This window comes from Cloacibacillus evryensis DSM 19522 (assembly GCF_000585335.1).
GTDB classification, from domain to species: domain Bacteria; phylum Synergistota; class Synergistia; order Synergistales; family Synergistaceae; genus Cloacibacillus; species Cloacibacillus evryensis.
The window spans coordinates 3,122,914-3,142,400 of the sequence record NZ_KK073872.1 but is presented as its reverse complement, the minus strand read 5'-3'; the positions used below and the strand labels follow the sequence as shown (position 1 = coordinate 3,142,400).

The 19,487-nt window shown below is 55.4% G+C and carries 19 protein-coding genes; 11 read left to right on the top strand and 8 right to left on the bottom strand.

Features of this window, described 5'->3' with window-relative positions; genetic code table 11:
* Window positions 1–62: 62 nt before the first annotated feature.
* The 6 genes from CLOEV_RS14075 to CLOEV_RS14050 all read right to left on the bottom strand — a co-directional run bounded on the left by CLOEV_RS14075 (window position 63) and on the right by CLOEV_RS14050 (window position 6,949).
* Window positions 63–407, bottom strand: a complete 345-nt coding sequence (locus CLOEV_RS14075) for a DUF805 domain-containing protein (protein ID WP_051485130.1) — start codon at window positions 405–407, stop codon at window positions 63–65.
* Window positions 408–625: 218 nt separating this feature from the next.
* Window positions 626–2,257 (bottom strand): sodium:solute symporter family protein, encoded by a 1,632-nt coding sequence (locus CLOEV_RS14070; protein WP_169732231.1) that lies wholly within the window; start codon window positions 2,255–2,257, stop codon window positions 626–628.
* 112 nt (window positions 2,258–2,369) lie between these two features.
* Entirely contained in the window at window positions 2,370–3,380 is a 1,011-nt protein-coding gene (locus CLOEV_RS14065; RefSeq protein WP_034444510.1) for a proline racemase family protein, read from the bottom strand.
* A gap of 13 nt (window positions 3,381–3,393) precedes the next feature.
* Window positions 3,394–4,245 (bottom strand): helix-turn-helix domain-containing protein, encoded by an 852-nt coding sequence (locus CLOEV_RS16245; RefSeq protein WP_051485129.1) that lies wholly within the window; start codon window positions 4,243–4,245, stop codon window positions 3,394–3,396.
* Between the two features lie 94 nt (window positions 4,246–4,339).
* Window positions 4,340–5,626: a glycine/betaine/sarcosine/D-proline family reductase selenoprotein B gene (locus tag CLOEV_RS14055; RefSeq protein ID WP_245591136.1), complete on the bottom strand. Its 1,287-nt coding sequence runs from the start codon at window positions 5,624–5,626 to the stop codon at window positions 4,340–4,342.
* Between the two features lie 15 nt (window positions 5,627–5,641).
* A complete protein-coding gene (locus CLOEV_RS14050) occupies window positions 5,642–6,949 on the bottom strand; it encodes a glycine/sarcosine/betaine reductase component B subunit (RefSeq protein ID WP_034444506.1) in 1,308 nt (435 codons plus the stop codon).
* A 262-nt stretch (window positions 6,950–7,211) separates the two neighbouring features.
* On the opposite strand from CLOEV_RS14050, the gene CLOEV_RS14045 reads away from it, so the two are divergent.
* On the top strand, window positions 7,212–8,216 hold the full coding sequence (locus tag CLOEV_RS14045) for a proline racemase family protein (protein WP_034444504.1): 1,005 nt from the start codon (window positions 7,212–7,214) through the stop codon (window positions 8,214–8,216).
* A gap of 65 nt (window positions 8,217–8,281) precedes the next feature.
* Here the strand turns inward: CLOEV_RS14045 and hisC are convergent, their stop codons facing one another.
* Window positions 8,282–9,379 carry a histidinol-phosphate transaminase gene (hisC, locus tag CLOEV_RS14040; protein ID WP_051485128.1) on the bottom strand — a complete coding sequence of 366 codons (1,098 nt, stop codon included), beginning with the start codon at window positions 9,377–9,379 and terminating at the stop codon, window positions 8,282–8,284.
* 15 nt (window positions 9,380–9,394) lie between these two features.
* Complete coding sequence (locus CLOEV_RS14035; RefSeq protein ID WP_051484797.1) at window positions 9,395–10,201, bottom strand: HAD family hydrolase; 807 nt, start codon at window positions 10,199–10,201, stop codon at window positions 9,395–9,397.
* Between the two features lie 198 nt (window positions 10,202–10,399).
* On the opposite strand from CLOEV_RS14035, the gene CLOEV_RS14030 reads away from it, so the two are divergent.
* From CLOEV_RS14030 to CLOEV_RS13985, 10 genes are all read left to right on the top strand, one after another.
* Complete coding sequence (locus tag CLOEV_RS14030) at window positions 10,400–11,605, top strand: ATP phosphoribosyltransferase regulatory subunit (RefSeq protein ID WP_008709422.1); 1,206 nt, start codon at window positions 10,400–10,402, stop codon at window positions 11,603–11,605.
* Window positions 11,599–12,237 carry an ATP phosphoribosyltransferase gene (gene hisG, locus CLOEV_RS14025; RefSeq protein ID WP_008709424.1) on the top strand — a complete coding sequence of 213 codons (639 nt, stop codon included), beginning with the start codon at window positions 11,599–11,601 and terminating at the stop codon, window positions 12,235–12,237. The genes CLOEV_RS14030 and hisG overlap by 7 nt, the downstream gene beginning before the upstream one ends.
* Entirely contained in the window at window positions 12,237–12,806 is a 570-nt protein-coding gene (locus tag CLOEV_RS14020; protein WP_008709426.1) for an imidazoleglycerol-phosphate dehydratase, read from the top strand. The genes hisG and CLOEV_RS14020 overlap by 1 nt, the downstream gene beginning before the upstream one ends.
* Window positions 12,803–13,513: a 1-(5-phosphoribosyl)-5-[(5-phosphoribosylamino)methylideneamino]imidazole-4-carboxamide isomerase gene (locus tag CLOEV_RS14015; protein ID WP_008709428.1), complete on the top strand. Its 711-nt coding sequence runs from the start codon at window positions 12,803–12,805 to the stop codon at window positions 13,511–13,513. The genes CLOEV_RS14020 and CLOEV_RS14015 overlap by 4 nt, the downstream gene beginning before the upstream one ends.
* A 21-nt stretch (window positions 13,514–13,534) precedes the next feature.
* Window positions 13,535–14,170 (top strand): bifunctional phosphoribosyl-AMP cyclohydrolase/phosphoribosyl-ATP diphosphatase HisIE, encoded by a 636-nt coding sequence (hisIE, locus tag CLOEV_RS14010; RefSeq protein ID WP_008709430.1) that lies wholly within the window; start codon window positions 13,535–13,537, stop codon window positions 14,168–14,170.
* Window positions 14,170–14,787 (top strand): imidazole glycerol phosphate synthase subunit HisH, encoded by a 618-nt coding sequence (gene hisH, locus CLOEV_RS14005; RefSeq protein ID WP_034441430.1) that lies wholly within the window; start codon window positions 14,170–14,172, stop codon window positions 14,785–14,787. The genes hisIE and hisH overlap by 1 nt, the downstream gene beginning before the upstream one ends.
* A 6-nt stretch (window positions 14,788–14,793) precedes the next feature.
* Complete coding sequence (gene hisF / locus CLOEV_RS14000) at window positions 14,794–15,627, top strand: imidazole glycerol phosphate synthase subunit HisF (protein ID WP_034444502.1); 834 nt, start codon at window positions 14,794–14,796, stop codon at window positions 15,625–15,627.
* Window positions 15,628–15,995: 368 nt separating this feature from the next.
* A complete protein-coding gene (locus tag CLOEV_RS13995; protein WP_034444499.1) occupies window positions 15,996–17,279 on the top strand; it encodes a hemolysin family protein in 1,284 nt (427 codons plus the stop codon).
* 208 nt (window positions 17,280–17,487) lie between these two features.
* Window positions 17,488–18,255, top strand: coding sequence for a hypothetical protein (locus CLOEV_RS13990; RefSeq protein WP_034444497.1), 768 nt, complete (start codon window positions 17,488–17,490; stop codon window positions 18,253–18,255).
* A gap of 137 nt (window positions 18,256–18,392) precedes the next feature.
* Window positions 18,393–19,460: an FAD:protein FMN transferase gene (locus CLOEV_RS13985; protein WP_034444493.1), complete on the top strand. Its 1,068-nt coding sequence runs from the start codon at window positions 18,393–18,395 to the stop codon at window positions 19,458–19,460.
* Window positions 19,461–19,487 lie beyond the last annotated feature (27 nt).

The following is a 19,487-nucleotide window of genomic DNA, read 5'->3' as shown; positions in this document are numbered from 1 at the left end:
CGCGTTCTTTATGTATATCGTCTTTGACTGTACCGTTAGTGGTAATCGGAGGCCGCAGTTTTTTAATATCCGAATCTGTTCCGGCCGCGGCTTGCCTCCGCCAGACAGCAATAGGCGACCAGCGCGATGTTGAGCGCCGGAAAGAAGGCGGTCGGCGTCCACCAGCCGCTCTTATCGGCGTCGTGCAGGCGGCGCGCCGTTAGCGCGGGGACCGGTACGGCGGCGGCGAGGCCGTAGAGATAGCTTATGAGGCCGAAAGCCGGTAGAAAGTGCCTCAGCAGCAGGAGGGCGAGGCCGATGACGATATTGACCGCCGCCGCCCGCCAGTAATCCGTCCGCGAGGTCCTGCCCTCAAAAACGAAGTAGTTGGCGAACATCTTTTTATAGGAATATATAAAATCTTCCATTTTCGTCCCTCCCGGGCGTTATTTTTCCCGCTATGATTCTATTTCGAAAATTTCCCCGAAGGCTCCCGCGATCTGCCGGTTTTCTTCCGGTGATCCTGCGGAGATGCGCTATGGCCTGTTTTTACTGTCGCATCAAGAAAGGCCCGTACCATTTACCTCGGCAGGGCCTCTTCCGAAGCATGATACAGGCTAATGGACAAACCTTTTTGGTTTTTCTTCTAGGCGCTTAGCTGATACTCTGAAAACGCTCTATCGAGAATACGTACGCAGAAATACATTGCCGCCGTGCCAATAAAAATACAAATCCAGTTTATCCACATCCCCACGCCGATAGAAAAAATCAGTGAACCGGAGGCTCCGAGCATACAAGCTATAAATACTTGACGGTCGATCTTTTGCCCGCTGTCGCTGAACCCCGGTAGCAGGCCTCTCTTTGCATTGCCTTTGCAGGTGACCAAGGAGACTAAAATTGTCAATACCAGCGAGACAGCTACGCCCAACACGACGGGTAACGGCAGTTTCATGTTAATGGCGATGATTGCCATAAGACCTCCGGAGACGATCCCGCTAAGGCAGCCGTTTCTCGTAGCCTTTTTCCAGAACATGCAGGACATAAGCGGAACAAAGAACGCCGAAGAGTAGACGTTGAACCCCATTCCCATTATTGCCACGATCCCCTTGACTTTAAGTACGAAGAATATTGAGAGTCCGGCGATGATAAAGTTGATTACGCGGCAATAGAAAAGTTTCTGTTTTTCCGTTGTTTCCTTGGGCAGCGAGGGTTCAAGAATGTCGACCATTATGCAAAGGACGGAGGTATTGAGGTTTGAGTCGATCGTAGAGATGGTCATGGCGAGAGTTGCCGCGATAAAGAGGCCGACGAGGCCTGCTGGCAGTATCCTAGAAATAAGGGCGAGGATCACGCCGTCTTTATTTGAAGCGACAACGGATGGTTCGATGAGCATCGCCGCAGTAAGGCCGAAGAAGATCACTAGCCCGGCAAGCAGAGTGCAGAAGGTGAAGCCAAGCATGCTTCCTTTGACGGCGGTCTTCTCATCTTTGGCGGTGATAAATCTTGTAAGATGGTTTACGTCGCAGCAGGCCGCCAATACACCGCTTAAAAGATAACCCAGCCACCAGATGTTAGGTCTCAAGGAGAAATATTGTTCCGCATTCAGCGCGGCATGGATCGCCGTCGGTGTCGCCCCGCCGTATATTATTAGCATCGCCGGAACGACAATGAAGATTAGCGGCGTCATGATCAGCCATTGCAGCACGTCGTTGTGAACAACAGAGACTAGGCCGCCGAGAGTTGTGTAGATGATTGTAACTGTCATGCCGATAATGAGTGAAGCCTCAAAGGTTAGCCCGTATTTGTTAAATAGCAGATGTATGAGCAGTCCGACCGCCGCCATATTTCCACTCATTATTGACAGCGCCAGCCACGCGCCGCCAAGTCCCGATAGTTTTTTTAGCAGGGGACTGTCGAACCTTCTGAGAAAAAGATCGCCTGAGCTGCGTATGTCTATGATATTGGAACATTTTTTAAGTTTCCGTGCAATTCCGGAAAGTATGGCTCCCCATGCGCCGAGGCTGTAACATTGGCTGGAAATGAGAACTCCAGTCCCGCTGACGTAGGCTCCCGCACTGTACCCCATCAGAGCCCCAGAGCCTTTCATTGTCGCGCCCTGAGTACAGAGAGTGGAGAATATGCCGAAGGATTTGCCACCCAGCAGAAAATCGTTGCTTTGCTTTGCCTTCCTGCTCCAGTAGATGCCATTGCCGATAACCGCTATAAAGTATATAACGATCACCATAATATCGAGATTTTTAACTACCAAATAATTCATAAAATCACTTCCCTTCTGGTTTTTTGTTTCTATTTCAAAAAGCAACAAACCAACAGTACATCTCCGTAGAGACATATGATCTGTTTTATAAAATTTTGCTGAAATAGATTCGTTATCTCTTGATAAGGAATCCGTCCGCTAACTCATCGCCTTCCTGCTGGATGAGCCAGTTGAAACCGGTTACATAGGAGCGCCCCTTTATGTAAGGGATAATGGTATTAAATTCGCCGACCTTTGGGCCGGGTTCATATGAACCGTTGAAAATACTGCCTGTGACGCCCGCGTGGTCGAACCATACGCCGGGGGCGAGCTGCCGCCTGTCTGCCAGGCAGGCCAGACGCGCGCTTGTCCCTGTACCGCAGGCGGAGCGGGCGAGCTGCCCCGCGGCCCAAGTGACCAAATTGCGTTTCGCCTCTCCTTGGGGAGCGTCCAAAGTGAATTCTGTGAGAATTATTTTATTCAGTGCCGGATTGGTCGGATGTTGGAATTTTATCTGATCGTTGACCGCGTCTCGGATCTCTATCCCTAACGGGATCATCTCCTTTATCTCATTGGGGTCGATATTGAAGCCGAACTGATCTGCGGGGACCATCGCCGTATAATTTCCACCAAAGGCGATATCAAGCTTGATCTTTTGACCAGTAGATGGAAGAGTTATCCCAACATCCTTCATCTGTACGAAGCAAGGAACGTTTCGCAGAATTACGTCCCCGACGACGCCGTTTCTTACCTCGACTTTGACTTTTACCAGCCCAGCCGGAGCTTCTAGTACTACCTCTGTATAGGGTTCTTTTTTCTCGATCATCCCTAAGTCTATTAATGTACGTGAGACTCCTATTGAGCCGTGTCCGCACATGGAAACGCTGCTGTCGCTGTCCATAAAAACGATCCCGTAATGTGCTTCCGGATTTACAGGGCGCGTCAAAAGAGCGCCGAACATGTTGTCATGTCCGTGTGGTTCCCACATTACAAAACGGCGAAAATCGTCATGGTTTTCTTTAAAATCCAGCCAGTGGTCGGCAAAAGTTTCTCCTTTGAGAAGCGGGCCGCCTCCAATAATTATTCTTGTAGGAGCGCCGCTGGTATGTGTGTCTACAATTGCCGCCATACGTTTTGCGTTCATAATTTATACCTCCCTATATAACATCTGTTTTGGATGTCGTATTAAACCTTACCGGCGATACGCCGGTGAGTTTTAAAAAGGTTCTTGAGAAATGACTCTGGTCCGCAAACCCCAGTTCGTAGGCGATTCCTAACAGCGATTCACCACGCAGTATCAAGTCCTGTGCCCTGTTTACACGAAGCTGTGTGACGTAGGCGTGAGGAGACATCCCCACTTCTTGTTTAAATAATCGAGTAAAATGAAAGGGGCTCAAGTTTACCTCTTTCGCTAGGTCTTCCAGGCTAAGTGCAACCATATAATTATCTTCCATGTATTTCATTATTCGCCTTATATATGGCGATGTTACCTGAAAACGCAGCAGAACATTCTTGGATATTTCGGAGAGCATCGTCTCGGAAAGTGATCTCATGGTGTTGATTTTGTCTGTATCGCCGCTTTCAATGTTTCTCTGCTCACGAACAAACTTTTCCCAAAGGCTTTTATCTGATATCTTTGAGATAGTGTTTTCTGCCTCTTTTATCTTTGCGAGAACAGAATAGTCGAGGAGACTCTCGTTTATCGTTGCCGTCCTGTAGTAACAAGCGTCGTTGATATGGGCCAAGTCGACCATATGGGGTATGTTATGGCCGATGATCAACATTTCTCCGGGGTGCAGGATTACGGTGCCTCCATGGAATGAAATCGGCAGGCTCCCATCTTCCAGAGCGCTCATCGTAAAGGTATTATGAAAATGAGGTTTGGGAATACTTGATATCTGTAAGTCATCTGCAGACATCGCAGCCAGGAAACGCATCTCGTCACTAAGGCGCGATTTCCAGTAACGTTTAACGATTTTTTTTAATTGGACGGAACGTTTCCCAGCCATCTATATCCCTCCATACATTGAATTTCCGTGAAATAACAATGAGCATTTAGGTCCCGTAATAATACCACAGAACCTAAATGCGCTTATCGGCCGCCTATTTAGCCTCCTCAAGCAATGAATGGAGAGCTTTCATAACAGTTGTTTTACGTGCCTCATATTCGGCCTTGGGGTTTGCATCGGGGGGTGCGAGAGGGTGGGGGATGGCGTCGCCGTGTATGATCCTGTTGCTTCCAAATGTGTGCGCTATCGGGTCGATAGCCGTAATATGCGCGCAGGGGATTCCCGAACGTTCGACTTCCTTGGTGATCGCTGCTCCGCAACGTGTGCAGGATCCTCAAGTTGAGACCATGATTGCAGCGTCGACTCCCGCCTTATTCAGCATTTCCGCGATTGCTCGCCCAAAAGCTTCGCCATTTAGCAGGGAAGCTCCTGTGCCGGAGGTGCTGTAGAAAAAATCGTGGACTTTGCCGATTTTTCCATTTTTTTCCAGGCCTCTCAAAATATCAAGCGGTACGATTCTATTGGGATTTTCATAAGCAAAGCTAGTATCATATCCCCCGTGAACGGAGACGACCTTGCCTTTTTCAAGAGCATCAAGCCCTTTCATTGAGTATACACCAAATTTTGTCGCCGCGGAGCCCTCTATGTGGTCGGGGTTTCCCGCTGGGACCATCCCGCCGGTCGTGAGCAACGCGACGGTGGCTTTACTCATATCTTTGACGTGAGGAGCGGCCTCTACCTTCTCTGGGATTGGCTGTATATACTCGGAGGCGAATTCCCTGCCGGATATTTTGCGGAGAAGCATTTCTACGGCACGCTTGCCGCCGCATTTCTCTAAACGGAAATTTTTTCTGAAACCTCTATGGAAATAGCCATTTTCATCGGCGCCGCTTATCGGTTCTTTGTGGAGAAGCTTTTCAGCCAAACGCACCATTTTCTCCAAAGCGTTTTTCATGTCACGCGCGGAATCGCCTGTCTTTATGATGAAGACGTTGCTGCGGAACATCTCCACGGCGGGGCTTTCGACGTTCATGCCGGCAACGCCGGGGATGCTTAGGACCTTGGCCGCCTCTTTGATGATGTTCCCGCAGGCAAGACCGTAGCGTCCTGCATAAAACGAGGGCCCGGCGATGATGATGTCCGGCCGGTATTCTTCAAGAACGGCGTCAAACTTCTCCAAGACTTGTCCGGTATGGGTGGCAAAATGGTTGTCTCCGCAGATGAAGGTGGCCACCACCTCCGCCTCGCCTTGAAAGAGATTATTGATCTGTAGTCCCGGGCCAACTGCGCCTTTTTTAATCTCTGGCTCGTAGTCTGCCGTCTCCTCCCCGCCGACGCCGGCGAAGAACTGATTTATATAATGTAGTATTTTATATGTCATTGTATAGACACCTCCTTACATCCATTTGGCTGAGAGACTGCAAAGCCCGGCCTGAGCGCACGAACCGGTAACGTGAATCATCTCCGTATAGAAGTAATCGGGCTCTTCTGGCTGATGGTCTATCGACACATGAAGTATCTCCGAGCTAGCTTCGTTGCCGATGAAGGTATCCATTTTTTGTGGGATAGCCAATAATTCATGGGTGTTTCCCACACTTACCATTGCGTCACACTCTTTGACCCAATCTGCCAACCCTGGGCTCTTGCCGTCCCTGCCTCCGAGCTCATCGGAAACGATGACCGTTTTGATCCCGGCATTCTCAAGGTTTTTCACGTTCAGCATGATGTCCTCATCGGGGTTTCCATGTCCTTCCGTGACAAGTACCGCTCCGTCGGCTCCAAGCATCTTCGCGAGTTTTGTCGTAAAAAGAGAGTTGCGGATTTTGCCGGGCAACGTCAGGACTTCGTTATGCGCGATAACGCCGAGAAAACGCACGTCTTTGCCGTGAAGCCTGTAGAATTCTTCGATCACTGGCGCGTTTTGTATTTCGTACATATACTGTTTATCCGAACATACAGTATTGTGCGATCCAACAAAAGAGACAAGCGCGCCGTCTAAAATCTCGTTGGGGTGAAGTATCGTCGGTATCATGGTTGCCCCAGCAAGTTGTCCATAAATATAGAAGTCTTTTATAAGCGGGTTCTGCGCCAGCATCTGCATCACATATACTACGCCTGGCAGTGACGGATCCGTTTCTGGTGTCTCGAAAACTGTTGCCTCATCGGGCTTAATGTCTCTACAATGTTCGGCGAGATAGACGGCGAGGCGGAGGCCGGCTAGTTTACAGGCGTCATCTACAACCCGTGTGTCGTTTTCTTGCGCTTCCTCGTTTACCCGTATGTTCATCACGACGTTATACAAAACGGAGAAAGGGCAGTATTCGGCGGCTGGACCGGTCATATCAATAAACCCGCCGGTACGGCAAACAGCGTTGGTGTCGTTGCTTTCCGTTACAACAACAGCCGTACCTTTAAGAGCCAGCGTTCCGCCAATACCAGCTTGCTTAAGTTCTCCGACAAATCCGGGGAACATAGCTCCCTCTTCGCCGGTCTTACACCGGGGTTCGATCACATCTTTCACTGGCATGATGCGGATGCTTTCGCCAGGACGCGCGATGTGAAGGGTAATATTCTCAATATAGGGGTGAGTCCCGCAGGCTACGACAGCCTCTATGGGGTTAATGTACAAGACGTTGTTGATTACCGTCGTTTTTTTGCCCCACTCGAGTCCCTTAATATTGAGGGTCTTAAAATCAAGTCTCAAAACATTCCCTCCTTTGGTTATGATCGCTGTAGATCTGTGTCTGGCCGTTACGACACATATTAAAGATTATGAAAGAATGATAAGGTAATTTTTTTAGATAATCTTGAATAATTTTGCTGTTAGTTTTTTGTGGCTAAAATGAAATAGAAAAATACAGCAAAATAATTCAATACATTATATCAGCTTAAAAATAACATGGTTTCTAACAAAGGACCGTTGGCTTTTTATGAGAGGTATCAATATTCATGAGAGGTGAAATAAAATGAAGATAGGAAAGCTGGTGGCCGTTGTTGATTCCCATACTTGCGGCGAACCGACACGTATTGTGATCGGCGGTGCTCCGGTGCTCAAAGGGCACAGCATGGCGGATAAGTGGAACGATTTCCGAGAAAACCACAACGACTTCCGGCGTTTTATCATGATGGAGCCCCGTGGCCACGCTAATATGTTTGGGGCGGTTATGGTGCTCCCTACAGTGGAGGAGGCTGATACAGGGGTTGTGTTTTGCGATACAGGGGGGAGTGTGTCAATGTGCGGGCATGGTTCCATTGGCCTAGCTTCCGCAATGGTAAATTTGAAGATGGTGCCAGTAAAGGAACCTGTTACGGAGGTTGTTCTCGATACGCCCGCCGGCTTGGTAACGATATCTGTGGACGTCAAAGATGGAGAGGCTGTCGGGGCCACCCTGCGCAATGTCCCCGCCTTTGTTTATGCTGCCGGCCGCTCTCTTTATATACCGTCGCTTGCTCGAAAGGTTAAGGTTGATATCTGCTTTGGCGGCAGTTTCTTCGCTATTATTGAGGCGGAAGATTTAGGTTTCGAGGTAGTTCCGTCCGAAGCAGAGGCTATGAGCAGACTGGGGATGGAGATACTTGAAGAGGCGAACAGACAAATTAAAGTTCAGCACCCGTTGATTCCGCAAAATAATAAGATCTTGTTGGTGGAATTTGGCGCTCATAGAGAAGGTGAAAATGCAAAGAACTGCGTAGTATTTGGCGCGTCAAATGTGGACCGTTCCCCGTGCGGAACCGGAACGTCTGCAAAGATGGCTCTCTTAGCGGCACAGGAAAAGCTTAAAGTCAATGAAATTTTTAAACACGAAAGCATAATAGGCACGGTTTTTAATAGCCATTACACCGAGAAGACCAAGGTTGGCGGGTTTGACGCCATTATCCCCTATGTGAATGGCGAGGCCAATATCACCGGATTTAGCTGGCTTATAGAACAAAGTCGAGACCAGCTGCTGCCGGGATTTTTGTTGAACTGATTGAGATATGAGCGTCACTTCGCCATACCCCCGGGCGACGGTTGTCTCCCGGGGGTACTTATTGTTTATACCTTAGTTTGACTTATTTCGAAAATTTCCTCGATGGCTCCCGCGACCTGCCGGTTTTCTTCCGGCAATCCTACGGAGATGCGCATGACGCGTTCTTTGCGCAGCGAGAGGCCGCGCACGGCGATACCCTTTTGGGCGAATGCCGCGGCGAGGCCGTCGTATCTTTCCCGCGGAAATATCAGCACGAAATTTGTCCGCGAGGGGATGTATCCCACCCCGCAGCGGCGCAGCGCGGCGCAGAGTTTGCCGCGTTCCGCGGCGACCGCCGCGCATGTCTTCCCGAGATGTTCTTTTTCGTCAAGCGCCGCGATGGCGCCGGCTTCGGCCACAGAGGTGACGCAGTAAGGCTCGCGCACCCGGTAGAGGTAGTCGAGCAGTCCCGGATGGGCCGCCGCCCAGCCGACACGCAGCCCCGCGAGGGCGAAGAGCTTTGAAAAGGTGCGGCAGATAATGAGATTGGGGAACTCTTCAAGGAGTTTGAACGACTCCGAGCCGTCCTCTCCCGTGAAGTCAAAGTAGGCCTCGTCGAGGATCACGGCGACCCTCGGCGGTATATCTTCCAGCATCTTGCGCAGGGAGGCGGCATCAGCCAGCGTGCCGGTTGGATTATTGGGGTTGCAGAAGAAGAGCATCTTTGTCGCGGGGCCTACGGCGGCGGCGAAATCAGCCGGTATCTGTCCGTATCCCTCGCCGAGCGGGATTTTTTTCACCGAAGCGCCGGCGATGAGCGCGGTATCGGCGTAGACGCCGAAGGTGCATTCTCCGCAGATCACCTCGTCTCCGGGGGCGAGGAAGGCGCGGCCGAGCATCGTGAAGAGGCCGTCGAGGCCGTTGGAGGTCATTATCTGCTCCGGCCTCAGAGAAAAACAGGCGGCGAGCTTTTCACGCAGCGCCGTATTCCTGCTGTCGGGATAGCGGTTGCCCCCGGCGAGCGCCCTCCGCATCGCCGCAAGGACCGAGGGCGGGAGCCCCTCGTTGTTTTCGTTGGCCGAAAGCCGGATCTTCGGCTCTTCTATGGTCGAGGCGTCGTATGGCTCGATCCCCCATATCGCCGGACGGGCCATGGAACGGAAGAGTTCTTCTGTCTCCTGCATGATCTGTTTTCTCCTTTACCGGGCGTCTGTGAGGAGGCCCGCCGCGACAGACGCGCGCACGGCCTCCTCCGTAGTGTCATAGCGGAACTCGGCCTCCGGCAGCAAGTGACCTACCGCCGCGAAGCGTCCCCTGCCGAAGGCCGCCTGCGCCTGCATGTCGCTCGCCGTGTCTCCGAAGAATACCGGCGAAGCGGCGCCGAGGCGGCGGCAAAGTATCTCAAGTCCCTCCGGCGACGGTTTGGTGATGCCGCTGTCGGAATTTATTATCAGCTCGTCGGGAAAATCTTCCCACCCGAGACTCTCCTTGCCCAGCTCCCATTCGAGATCGTTGCGCCCAGAATATATCGCTGCGGGCAGCCCCAGCTCCTTCCAGTGCATCTTTATCATCGGCTTTTCGAGCAGATGCAGGCCGTATCCTTTGCCGCCGTAGAGTTCGGCGCATAGTTCCCGCACATCGCGGCGCGGGACGAGGGCGCCGTATCGCGCCGCCGCCCATTCGTGGGACGGCGCGCGGCAGTCCTCCAATTCCGAATAGAGCCTTTCGGGGGAGGGAAGCGCCTTTGAGAGAAGTTTCTCGCCGCTCGCCGCGGCCATTGAAAGTAGCGTCCAGGCGATGTCATAGTCGTCGTTGAAAGCGCCGTGACGCTTCAATACGCGTTCATGTCCCGCGTTGTAGCCGGGCGTGTCGGATATGCCGCCGCAGAATTTCTCCCAGCCGCCGAAGACCGCCTGCCGTATCACCTCTGGAAACGACCGGGCCACGTCGAGCAGCACTCCGTCGATATCAAATATCAGGGCGTCCGCTTTAAAATTTGTCTCCATTTCTACCGGCTCCTTCAGTCTCTTGTCAGCCTCCCTTCGGGGGGCATGACTCAATATTATATGTTTTTGCCGGACTTATTGTGTTTCACATTTGCAAAAGCGGCAAACGAGTGCTATTATATATCCCGCTTACGAAATTATCAAGCTATCACTTTAGCTAAGTAAAATGATAGCTGGAACAGTGAAAGGATGAAGACGATGAACAGGAATCCGAAGGGGTGCAGCAACATTGGCGGAGCGATCGCGGCCAATATGGAATATTGCAGAGGCGCGGCGATGCATCTATTTTCCCTTTACGGATACCATCCGTTCAGCCCCGCTGAGTTCCAGCTTGTGGAGGACGTCTGGAGCAAGATCGCTCCGGCGCGCGCGCGCCGCCTCATTCCCCTGATGTCGCCGCTCGGCGAGCCCTGCGTGCTGCGCGGCGACCTGACGCTTACGGCGGTCGCCTATCTGGGCAGCCACCACACATGCAGCGAGAGGCCGCTGCGCCTTTCGTATGCCGACCGTATCTTTTCCGTGCCGCAGCCGCCAAAGGATAACCTTGAGGAGAATCAGGTCGGCGTGGAGCTGATCGGCTGGGAGGATACGGGGGCCGACGCGGAGACGGCGGTGCTGCTGCTGCGCACGCTCGACCTGCTCAGCATCGAGCGGTCGGCGCTGGTGCTCGGCGACGTCTCCGTCCTCGCGGGGATATTCGGCGGCCTGCCGGAGAGCCGCGCGGGGAAACTGATAGAGGCTTTACAGGAACGGGCCTATACGAAATACAATATGCTGCTCGACGGGCTCGCGCTTCCGGAAGATAAGACGCTGCTGCTCCGGCGGCTGCCGTCGTTAAAGGGCGACGTTTCGGTGATCGGCGAAGCGATGGGATTGTTTGAAGATCCATCGGTGCTGATGCCGCTCAAGCGTCTCTGCGACAGCCTCTGCAAGCTCGGCTATGCGGAGCGGCTGCGTGTCGACCTGAGCTTCGTGCGCGACCTCGGATACTACAGCGGCCCCATATATAACGCCTATTCGTCTGTCGACGGCGTTCTGCTCGGAGGCGGCGGGCGCTACGACGGGCTGCTCGCGAAAGAGGGGATAGAGGGACAGGCCGCGGGCTTCGCCCTCAATCTTAAGGAGCTTGCCGCGCACTGCGCCTCCCCCGCCCCCGCGCCGCTGATGATGCTCTGGGGCGGCTCCTGCGCCAACGCGGAGGCGCTGCGTTACGCCGACGCGCTTTCAAAGAAAAACATCGCCTTTGAGCTGAGCTGGACGAAAGACAGGAAAGAGTCCCTCTCGACCGCCTCCCTGCGCGGCTACAAGTGGTGGATAGACTTAGGCGGCAGGCGGGTGACGCTGCTCCCCGGCGGCCGCGAGATCTCGTTGAACGAGTTTGAATCGGAGGTACTCTCATGCTGACATTCGCACTTCCCACGGGCCGTTCGCTCGACAGCTGCGTGGATATTCTGGAGCGGGCGGGACTGCCTACCGCGAAATTAAAGGACGCTGGGCGCAACCTCGTGATAGAGGAGACCAGTTTCCGTTATCTGCTGTCAAAGCCCTCCGACGTCCCCGCGATGGTGTACTACGGCGCGGCGGATCTGGCGCTCGCCGGCAGCGACGTGATAGAGGAGGCCGGCATCGAGCTCACCGAACTTCTCGATACCGGCAGGGGCCGCTGCGTGATGGCGGTCGCCGGCCCGGAGGAGATGGCGGAAAAATTCGGCGGCCATGTCTCCGGGCTCATGGGGCTTAAGGTGGCGACGAAATACACGCGCCTTGCCGAAAAGACCTTCGCGGAATGGGGCGTTCAGATAAAGCTGCTGAAGCTGAACGGCTCGGTGGAACTCGCGCCGGCGCTGGGCCTTGCCGACTGCATCTTCGACGTCGTGCAGACGGGCGGCACGCTGAAGGCCAACGGCCTGCGCGTGATCAAGGAGACGATGCCCGTCTCGCTGCGCCTCGTCGCCGGCATCTCATCCGTACAGCTGCGGTGGGGCTCGCTCTTCGGCGTGGTGGAGGCGATAGACTCGGCGGTGAGGGCGGCCTGATGATAGCGGAGATAATACGCAATACCAAGGAGACACAGATAGAACTGACGCTGAGCGATGAGAGCCGCGAACGCTCGATCGATATAAACTGCGGCTTTCTTTCGCACATGCTGGACCTGCTCTGTCACCGCACGGCCCTGGGCCTTGTAATAAAAGCCCGCGGTGATGTCGAGGTCGACAGCCACCACCTCGCGGAGGATGCCGGCATCGCTCTGGGACAGGCGCTGCGCAAGATAGCGGCCGCCGCGCCGATACGCCGCTACGGCTCCGCGCTGCTGCCGATGGACGGCTCGCTCGCGCGCGTGGCGCTTGATTTCAGCGGCAGGGGCGGCCTCTGGTGGAAGGGGGAGTTTCCCTCCCAGAAGTGCGGCGATTTCGATATGGAGCTGGTCCCCGAATTCTTCGCGGGTTTTGCGCGCGAGGCGGGGCTGACCCTCCACATCGCCCTGCTTGAGACAGACAACTCACACCACGCGGCCGAGGCGGCCTTCAAAGGCGTGGGGCTGGCGCTTAAAGAGGCGCTCGCTCCCGCGCAGACCGCTCCCAGCACGAAGGGGCTGTGGCTGTGAAGATATTTCCCGCGGTGGATCTATACGAAGGCAAAGTTGTCCGCCTCACGCAGGGCGACTACTCGCGCCGCCGCGTCTATGAGCTCTCGCCCCTCGACGCGGCGAAAAGCTTCCGTGACGCCGGCTGCCCGCGCATCCACGTCGTAGACCTAGAAGGGGCGCGGACGGGGGAGCCGAAACATCTGAAAGAGCTCTCCGCGATAGCCTCCCTCGGACTCTTCGTCCAGTACGGCGGCGGCCTGCGCAGCGCCGAAGCGGTGGCGCGGGCGGTATCCGCCGGCGCCGGGCGCGTGATGGCGGGAAGCCTCATATTCAAGGATTTGGGGCGCGCCTCGGAACTCAGCGCCCGCTTCGGAGACAAGATAATGGCGGCGGTAGATATAAAAAACGGCAAAGTAGTGCACTCGGGATGGCTTGCCGCCACGGAATTCAGCGCCGCCGAGGCGGTGGACAAGCTTTTCGCGATGGGCTTCTCGTCGTTTCTCGTGACCCAGACGGAGCGTGACGGAATGATGTCCGGAACGGACGCCTCCGTATACGGATCGCTCGCGGCCCGGGGCCGTTTTATCGCCGCCGCCGGCGGCGTGACGGACCTGCACGACATCCGCGCGCTCGCCGCGGCCGGCGTTGACGCGGCCGTGGTCGGAAAAAGCTTGTACGAAGGCGGCATAACGCTCGCAGAGGCCCTGGATGCCTGCTCTGAATAGATGAAAAAGAGGAAAAGATAAATGATGAATATAGACCTTTCATTGATAAAATTTGACGAAAAGGGACTTGTTCCCGTAGTCGTTCAGGACGCCGTCACCGCCGAAGTGCTTATGACCGCCTGGGCGAACGCCGAGGCGCTCGCGGAGACGGCGCGGTGCGAAGAGATGGTCTTCTGGAGCCGCTCTCGCGGCGAACTTTGGCACAAGGGCGAAACGAGCGGCAGCCGGATGTGCCTGCGCGAGCTGCGTGTCGACTGCGACGGGGATACGCTGCTGGCGATCGTCGAGCCGCTGGGCCCGGCCTGCCACACGGGCGAGCGCAGTTGTTTTTACCGCAGCCTCTGCGGAGAGGCGGATTCGACGGAGGCCACCTTCCTCGGCCGTCTCTGGCGATACCTGAACGTCAGGAAGGACGACGATCCGAAAGAGAGCTACACGGCGCGGCTCCTGCGGTCCGGGCTTTCGCGCGTAGCCCAGAAGGTCGGCGAGGAGGGCGTTGAAACGGCGCTTGCCTGCGCGACCGGCGACCGCGATGGTTTTCGCTACGAGGCGGCCGATCTGCTCTACCACCTGCTTACGGCATGTATCGCGGCCGGCGTGCCCTTTGACGAAGTGCTTCGCGAGCTCGCCTCGCGCCACAAGGGGGCGAAGAAATAATGATCGCGGTGATAGACTACGGAGCCGGAAACCTGAAAAGCGTTAAAAACGCCCTCGACCACCTCGGTGCTGCGAACATGCGCGCCTCCACGGCGAAAGAGATATTGCTCGCCGACGCGGTGATACTGCCCGGCGTCGGCGAATTCGGCACCGCGATGGCGGAGCTTGAACGCCGCGGGATAAAAGAGGCGGTCATAGAGGCGGCGAACGGAGGCCGGCCCCTGCTGGGGATCTGCCTCGGTATGCAGCTGCTCTTTGAGGCGGGCGAGGAGAGCCCCGGGGCGAAGGGGCTCGGCATCCTGCCGGGGCGCGTGCCCCGCTTTCCCGCGGAGATGGGGCTCAAGATACCCCACATGGGCTGGAACTCCGTCATGCCACTCAAAGAAAACCGTCTGCTTGACGGGCTGCCCAAAGGTTCATACATGTACTTCGTACACTCATTCTATGTAAAAGCCGCCGAGCGCGCCGACGTGAGCGCCATTTCGGAATACGGCCTCATATTCGACGCCGCAGTCGAGCGGGGGAACATCTTTGGCTGCCAGTTCCATCCTGAAAAGAGCGGGGCGGCCGGGCTTGTGATATTGAAAAATTTTATAGAAATAGCGAAGGGAGAATAAACGAAAATGTTTGCGAAGAGAATAATACCATGCCTTGATATAAAAGAGGGAAGAGTCGTCAAGGGAGTGAACTTTGTCGGACTGCGCGACGCGGGCGACCCCGTGGAATGCGCGAAGGCCTATGAAAAGGCTGGGGCCGACGAGATCGTCTTCCTTGACATCACCGCCACCAGCGACGACCGTAAGACCGTAGTCGACCTTGTGCGCCGCGTCACCGCCGAAGTCTTCGTGCCGATCACCGTCGGCGGCGGGATTCGGAGCGTCGGCGACATCCGCGAAATACTGCGCGCCGGGGCCGATAAAGTCTCGCTGAATTCAGCGGCGGTAAAAAATCCCGCCCTCATCAGCGAGGCGGCCAAAGTTTTTGGCAGCCAGTGCGTGGTTGTCGCGATAGACGCGAAACGCAAAGGCGACGGCTACTGGGAGGTCTATACGGCGGGAGGAAGACGCCCCGAGCACATGGACGCCTTCTGCTGGGCTGTTGAGGCCGAGCGGCTCGGCGCGGGCGAGATACTGCTGACGAGCATGGACCGCGACGGCACAAAGGCGGGCTATGACCTCGAGCTGACGGAGCTTATCAGCGGATCGGTGAACATCCCCGTCATCGCCTCCGGCGGCGCCGGCGGATATTCGCATTTTTACGACGCCCTGACGCGCGGCCGCGCCGACGCGGTACTGGCGGCCTCGCTTTTCCACTTCAACGAAATACCGATCCCCGCGCTGAAAGAATACCTGGCCGGACGCGGCATCCCCGTAAGAAAGAACGCGGAGGGGCGGCGCGCGCCCTACGAAATGTCGCAGGAGGAAGTTGGATTTTTCGGAATCTGCGGCGAAGCGTAAATCGGCGTTTACCGTTCCCTCCCCATCGCGTAAATCGGCGTTTAGAAGTGCGAGTTGCTAAATAACTTTGGGCTCTGGAACCGGAGCCGTATATTAATACGGCGATTGCAAGGCAACGTTCCCCGCCAATGGCGGGGAACTCTTTCAAATTATCCAAATTGCCGCAGCATGCGGATGCGTTTACCGCAGGACACTCAGGGGCCGGCTTATGACGCATACGGTGCTTATTCGCGCCGATTTTTATAAACGCCGATTTACCGTGTTTGCGTTAAATATGATGACGGAATTAGTGCTAACTTAACTATAATATGATATGCTAACCTATATCGCCCAAAACGGGCGTTGTAATATCAGGAGGATGATATTTGTTGAGTTCTGACATAGCAGGCAGTATTATCCTGCTCGTCGTACTGATGGGGTTCTCAATGTATTTCTCGATGACCGAGACCTCGATTACGGCAGCAGGCAAAGGAAAACTGTTAGCACTGGCCGACGATTACCCGCATCGCAAAAAGGGTTTTCTCTGGCTCGCAGACAACATAGCAAAGGCAATCAACGTAACTCTCATCGGAAACAACCTCGTAAACATCGGGGCGAGCGCCGTGGCCACATCGGTGGCTATCTCTCTCTTCGGCGCGGCCGGCCCCGCGGTCGCAGTTGCTATCATGACTGTGCTCATAGTTATTTTCTGCGAAATACTTCCTAAAAACGTGGCGATAGCCAAGAAAGAGGGCGTTCTTTTGATCTGCCTCCCCTTTCTGCGCGCCTTCAATTTTATACTGACGCCGGTGATGGCCTTTTTGCAGATCATTCTTAAACTGATCGGCAAGCTTATAGGCATGGATCTCGTCTCCTACAGCGCCCTTATCTCGCGTGAGGAGATAGATCACATCGTGAGCGAGGGCAGCGCGGCGGGAGCGCTTGAAGAGGACGAGCGCAAGATGATACACGGCGTCATCGCCTTTGAGGATACGAGAGTCTCGGAAGTGATGGCTCCCCGCACGGATATGTACGCGATCGACGAAAAGGACAGCGTCGCGGAGGCGGTCAAGATCTTCCTTGAAAGCGGGCATTCGCGCATTCCCGTCTATAAGGAGGATATCGACGACATCGTCGGCATCCTCTACGCGAAGGACCTTCTCGGCCCCCTTTCGCACGGCGACAAACAGATCTCGATCGAAAAGCTGATGCGCAAGCCGCTTTACGTCCCCGAGACGATGAAGACAGACGAGACGCTGGACATCATGAAAAAGTCGCGCAAGCACCTTGCGATAGTCGTCGACGAATATGGCGGCACGGCGGGGCTCGTTACGCTAGAGGACCTCATAGAGGAGATCGTCGGCGACATACAGGACGAATATGACAAGGAGACGCCGGAGATAATGTCCGCCGGGGAGAACGCCTATATAGTGCAGGGGCAGGTCAACCTGGAGGACCTCGCCGAGGCGCTCAACTACCCGTTCGACACGGTCTTTGAGGACGTGGACACGCTCGCCGGCATGATCCTTGAGATAACGGGCAACTTCCCCTCGAAGGGGCAGACGGTCGGTTACGGCCCCTGGGAGATAAAGGTGCTTGAGGTGCAGAACCACCGCATACTCGAGGCGAAGATGAAGTTCGTCGGCAATCCCGACGAGGGGATATCCGAGTGACCAGGGGCTGACAAAGCCGGAATATCAGCGGGGCGGGAGGGTTGTCCTCCCGCTTTTTTCTTTGGCGGCGCCTGCCCGTAACATTATTCCTTATTCGTACAAATTGCTTCTTTCATTCTCAGGCATTTCCACTACGCGAGGGCGCGGGTGGGTTGTTATCATTTACGGCAGCAAGACGGAAGAAAGTATCTTGGAAAGGATGTCTTTGATGAAGAAAATAATGGCAGTATGTTTGTCCGCCTTTATCCTCTTGTCAGCGGGAGCGGCCTTTGCGCAGCCCTATGTCGAAGAGGTGATGTACGCGAATTTTGGGCTGGTATATGTCGAACTGGCCGACGATTCCGTACGCGGGGACGATCTGGTATGGACGAAGTCGGAGAAGGTCGAGGTCCGCGATTCCGCGGGGATGCTCGTGGAGGCGGGGCTGCGCCCGCGTGACGGAGATTCGCTGGATATATTTCTTCCAAAGGTGAAGGATGGGGAGCGCTATTCATTCAAACTCAGCGGCCTCAGCTTCGCCGGCAAGAAAAAAGTCTCGCTCTCAAGCTGGTTCAAGGCGACGCCGGACTGGAAGGCAGAATTTCGTTCGGCTGGGCAGCGTGATCCCTATGTCACCGTAGGGGGCATTCAGGTGTCCGGCGCGGACGGCGCGCGCAAAGGCGGCGGTCTCCGTATCGAAGAGATGGAGTTCAAACGCGGCGGGAGGCTTGAGGTGGAATTTCAGGGAGTTGACGGCAGTAAGCCGCGCATCGCCTGGAGCGGCTCCGAAAAAGTGACGGTCAGGGACACGAAGGGCAAGGAGTATCCGGTCTCCGTGATAGAGAGGGAAAAGGACGGGCTTAAGCTGGGGATATCCGGCCTCGCTAAAGGCGGTTCCTACAGGCTCACGGTCGAAGGCGTTGCGTTTGACGGGGAAAAGCTGACCCTCACAGGCGATTTTGTCGCCCGTAACGGATGGAAGATGGAACGGCGATAAATCTTCTTCCCATACGTTCAATATAGATTCTTTAAAGCCGCGGGGCGGTTCCACGACGGAGCCGCCCCGCGGCCGTTTGTTGTAATATAATTAGTGGCGGCTGTGATTTTAATGAATAGAGAACTGGAGGTGGGGTCATGAAAAGGGGATGTATCTTCGCGGCGGTCCTGCTGCTGGCGGCCGGCCTGTTCTATCTGTTCGCCGGCGGCGGCGCGGAGAGTCCGCGGGAGGCGGCCGGCGAGAATTTTCGCCTCGGCACATATGTGCGGCTGCGGCTCGTCGGTGATGATAAAAAGTTTCTCGAAAAGGAACTCGCCGCGGCGGACGCGGAGATCGTCCGCCTTGAGGCCCTATTTTCCGCTAACATCGCCTCCTCGGACATCTCGCGCGTCAACCGCGCCGGCGGCGAATGGGTGAAGGTCGGCCCCGAGACGGCGGATCTTATAAAACGGTCGCTTGCCATCGCGGCGGAAACTGACGGCGCTTTTGACCCCGCCATCGGCCGTGTCGTGCGCCTCTGGGGGATCGGTACTTCCGCCGCGCGCGTGCCCGATGAGTCCGAGGTCAGGGCGGTGCTGCGCGGCGGCGGCTATAAAAACGTGAAGGTCAGGGAAGAGGACGGAGAAAGCTATGTCAAAGCACCGGACGGCCTGTGGCTTGACCTTGGCGCGATCGCTAAAGGACGCGTTGCGGATATCCTGAAGGAGAGGCTCGTTTCTGACGGAGTGAGAGGGGCGATAATAGACCTGGGCGGCAACCTCGCCCTTATCGGCTCATCCCCCGACGGGCGTCCGTGGCGGCTGGGGCTTCAGCACCCGCACAAGCAGCGCGGCGAGTATTTCGGAGTCGTGAATGTCTCGGACGGCTCCGTCGTCACCTCCGGTCCCTACGAACGTTTTTTTGAAAGGGACGGCGTACGGTACCATCATATATTTGACCCCGCCACAGGGTATCCCGCAAAATCGGACTTCGATTCCGTATCGATAATCGACGCGGATTCTACGCGCGCCGACGCGCTCTGCACGGCGCTCTTCGTCATGGGACGCGCCCGGGCGGAGAAATTCCTTGAAAAAAACACCGACCTGGCGGCGGTCCTCGTCCTCGCCTCCGGGGACAAAGTGCTGGTCACGCCCGCGGCGAGGGAGATATTTGAACTGACGGATAAAAAATTCACCGTCGAGGTAATAGGGGGCGGCACAAGATGAAGCGCACCCGCATGCTTGCCCCCGAAG